General features: G+C 49.1%; 4 protein-coding genes and 1 riboswitch. Of the genes, 3 read left to right on the top strand and 1 reads right to left on the bottom strand.

The features are described from left to right. Positions 1 to 73: 73 nt before the first annotated feature. Positions 74 to 1000, bottom strand: a complete 927-nt coding sequence (gene metA / locus VF260_03170; GenBank protein ID HEX7056185.1) for a homoserine O-succinyltransferase — start codon at positions 998 to 1000, stop codon at positions 74 to 76. A 101-nt stretch (positions 1001 to 1101) separates the two neighbouring features. Beyond that, positions 1102 to 1227: riboswitch (SAM riboswitch) on the bottom strand. Between the two features lie 404 nt (positions 1228 to 1631). Between metA and corA the strand changes: the two genes are divergently transcribed. From corA to VF260_03155, 3 genes are all read left to right on the top strand, one after another. After that, a complete protein-coding gene (corA, locus tag VF260_03165) occupies positions 1632 to 2567 on the top strand; it encodes a magnesium/cobalt transporter CorA (GenBank protein ID HEX7056184.1) in 936 nt (311 codons plus the stop codon). 20 nt (positions 2568 to 2587) lie between these two features. Then, the gene (locus tag VF260_03160; GenBank protein HEX7056183.1) at positions 2588 to 2887 is read left to right on the top strand and encodes a DUF3055 domain-containing protein; all 300 of its coding nucleotides are present in this window, start codon (positions 2588 to 2590) and stop codon (positions 2885 to 2887) included. An 86-nt stretch (positions 2888 to 2973) separates the two neighbouring features. Further along, positions 2974 to 3252, top strand: a complete 279-nt coding sequence (locus VF260_03155; protein HEX7056182.1) for a hypothetical protein — start codon at positions 2974 to 2976, stop codon at positions 3250 to 3252. The last annotated feature ends 65 nt before the right edge of the window (positions 3253 to 3317 follow it).

Here is a 3317-nt window from a genome sequence, read left to right as displayed (position 1 = left end):
CGGATCGGATACGGAACCTATTTGGGCCAAACGGCTTTCTATTTTTGTCACGTTCATATCCTCCTCGCGTATATTAACACTTCTGCGTTTGCATGCTCCACTCAAACGGAGTTTCCTGATAAACATAATAATTCAACCAATTCGAAAAAAGCAGATTGGCATGGGCCCGCCATTGCACCAACGGCTTATTTTGCGGGTCGTCACCGGGATAATAATTTCGCGGGACCGCGATCTTCAGGCCTTTTTTCAGGTCGCGCAAATATTCCGCTTGCAGCGTCAGCGGGTCGTATTCGGAATGGCCCGTCACAAAAATTTGTTTGCCGTCGCGGGCAATGACGATATACACGCCCGCTTCCGCCGAATCGGACAATATTTCCAGTTCCGGAACTTTCTCGATATCCGCCCTGCGCACCTCGGTATGGCGTGATTGCGGCACGAAAAACACTTCGTCGAATCCGCGCAAAAGGTTGGTATTGGACTTGTTGATCGTATGCGGAAAAACGCCGAACAGTTTGTCGTCAAGCGGGTACTTGGGAATCCCGTAATGGTGGTACAGGCCTGCTTGCGCCGCCCAGCAAATATGAAATGTCGAGGTTACATTTTCTTTTGTCCAATCGAGAATTTGCTCCAGCTCCCGCCAATAATCGACGTCTTCAAACCTTAAATGTTCAACCGGCGCTCCCGTTATGATCATGCCGTCAAATTTTTGGTCCTTCACGTCGTCGAAGTTTTTATAAAACAGTTCCAGATGTTGCTGCGGAGTGTTTTTCGACTTATGTGATTTTGTGTGCAAGAGCACTACATCCACCTGCAACGGCGTGTTGCCGATCAGGCGCAGCAACTGGCATTCCGTCGTTTCCTTGGTCGGCATCAAATTCAAAATGGCGATATTCAACGGACGGATGTCTTGATGGTACGCCCTTGACTCGTCCATTACGAAAATATTTTCATTTGTCAATATTTCTTTGGCCGGCAAATTGTCGGGAATTTTGATCGGCATGGTTCGTCACTCTCCTCGATGATGTCGGCGCCGCAAAAGGCAGCCGGGTTACACTAAAAAAGCCCTTTCGAAATGAAAGGGCTGTTCTTCGCTAAAAGCCTCTCTCATCTCTCAGAAGCGTATGCTTCCGCAAGATTTAGCACCGTGCTTTTTTCGCCGAAGAAGCGAATGAAAAGTCGGTTGCCGGGCTTCATCGGGCCAGTCCCTCCGCCTGCTCTTGATAAGAGTACTTGGACGCACAACCAATAAAGGTCATGCCGTCTTTTGATATTCATTTTTATTGTAATTATAATTTAACGCAATCATTGCTAACACGTCAAGCGGGTTACCGTCAATTGGACGACGGAAACTCGGCCGGTTTGCCGGGCTAGCGCAATATCTTTCGCTTCCTCAATTACCCAGCGATTTTCGCTTGAATCATGGTAATTGTAGGTATATACTTAGTTGGTACAAATTTGACTATTAAAAGGGGTGCTTTCCGCATGGACGGAGACCGACCAAGGCCTAATTACCGCAACATGCCCAAATCGCATACGGAAAACAGTCGGAATCCGCGCCCCTTGCGCGTTTAAAGCGGCAAATCCCGGGACCCGGAGCGACGGCTGTTTTCTCCATGAAAGGAGAGAGCAAGATGAAAGTGCGCCTCGTAAAAAACGGGATTTTTCAACTGGTCGACGACGTTGCTTTAGCCGTGACGGCTCCCGAGGACGGCTTTTACTGGATCGACGCGGGAACGGATGATCTGAAACTGCTGCAGCCGCTGTTCCATTTGCATGATCTGGCCGTGGAGGACTGCTTGCAGGAAGAAGAGCAACGCCCGAAAATTGAAATTTACGACACCCATTATTTTATAGTCATCAACAGCATCCGCTTCGACGACGAAGAAATTTTCCTGCGGGCGTTGAACATTTTTCTGGGCAACCATTTCATCATTACCGTTACCCGGCAAAAGATCAACGAACTCCGCTCGGTTAAACCGATTTTGTGGGAAGAAGCCGTCAACACGCCCGACCGCTTTTTGTACCATCTGGTAGACCTTGTGGTGGACAATTACTTTATTGTCGCCGATCGGATCGAAGCGCGCATCGAGAAACTCGAAGAAGACATCCTGATGCATACGAAAAAAGCCCATTTGCATGCGATTATCGGCCTGCGCAGCGAGATTTTATGGGTGAAAAAAGTTTTGGGGCCGCAAAAAGACCTCATTTTCATGCTGAACAAAAAAGACCTGAAACTGATCAACGATGAACTGCAGAAGTATTTCGGGGATATTCACGAAAATGCCGTAAAAGTGGCGGAATCGTTCGACACATTCCGGGATCTGATGGGCAACTTGCGCGAAGCTTACCAATCGAGTCTCGCCAACCGCGCGAACGAAATTATGCGCGTTTTTACCGCACTCACCACCATCTTCATGCCATTGACGTTCATCACCGGCATTTACGGCATGAACTTTGATTATATACCGCTGCTGCACGAGCCGTACGGCAATTATATCGTTTTGGGAGCCATGGTTGTGATCGGCGCGGCGATGTTTTTCTTTTTCCGGAAAAAAGAATGGCTGTAATTGGCAGAGGAGTGAGCATGATGTCGGCACACGATTTTGACTTTTTGGACGATACAACAGAGCAGACTTCAACGCGTTTTGTCTGCTTTATCACGGATAGCATGAACCGGTTCGATCTGGCGATCACCAGAACGGACCGCTATTACGGCAAACGTTTGGTCACAGATCTGCAGTCGGGCAAAACGGCGATTGTCGGCCCCGATGATCTGAAAGAAGAGGGATATTTGGAACACGCCTACGGGCTAGATGAAACCGGGGCCAAGGAATTGAAATCGTTCCTGGAGGAAATATTGGGACCGGTAACGTTTTCCGACTATTGATCTGCAGCCGGGCGGCCGGCCAGTTCAGCACATAATTCGCCGCTTTTTGGGAAAGCTATTGCATGATAGGCTGAACAGGAAGGGCGATGCAAATGGCATTCTGGAAAGAAAGACGGCGAAAGTATACGGACTTGCGCACTGTTGAATCGCAGCGAAACGATCTGACCGCGGAGGAATTTCCCGAAGGTCCGTACGGTTCCAGCCTGATCGTCGAATCGATCGGCAAGAGCACGCCGTGGCGGGAAGACCAGCGGCCGGCCAACACGTTCACGTTTGAAGATCGCGACTTGCATGAAGGGTTGCCGCGGCAATATCCGGCAAGTCACAAGACGCATGATGTCAACATGGATGAAACACCCACCTGATTCGGCGGGTGTTTTTTCAACTGATCAGCTTGAGCAGGCTGTTGAACTCAAGCTCGATAAATTTG

The sequence above is a fragment of the Bacilli bacterium genome, assembly GCA_036381315.1.
Taxonomy (GTDB): domain Bacteria; phylum Bacillota; class Bacilli; order Paenibacillales; family KCTC-25726; genus DASVDB01.
Note: the sequence above shows the minus strand (reverse complement) of the source record. Positions and strands in the feature narration are given on the sequence as shown.

Bases quoted from the DNA above. Each gene is read 5' to 3' on its own strand.
- metA (HEX7056185.1), bottom strand. From the start codon at position 1,000: ATGCCGATCAAAATTCCCGACAATTTGCCGGCCAAAGAAATATTGACA.
- corA (HEX7056184.1), top strand. From the start codon at position 1,632: ATGAAAGTGCGCCTCGTAAAAAACGGGATTTTTCAACTGGTCGACGAC.
- VF260_03160 (HEX7056183.1), top strand. From the start codon at position 2,588: ATGTCGGCACACGATTTTGACTTTTTGGACGATACAACAGAGCAGACT.
- VF260_03155 (HEX7056182.1), top strand. From the start codon at position 2,974: ATGCAAATGGCATTCTGGAAAGAAAGACGGCGAAAGTATACGGACTTG.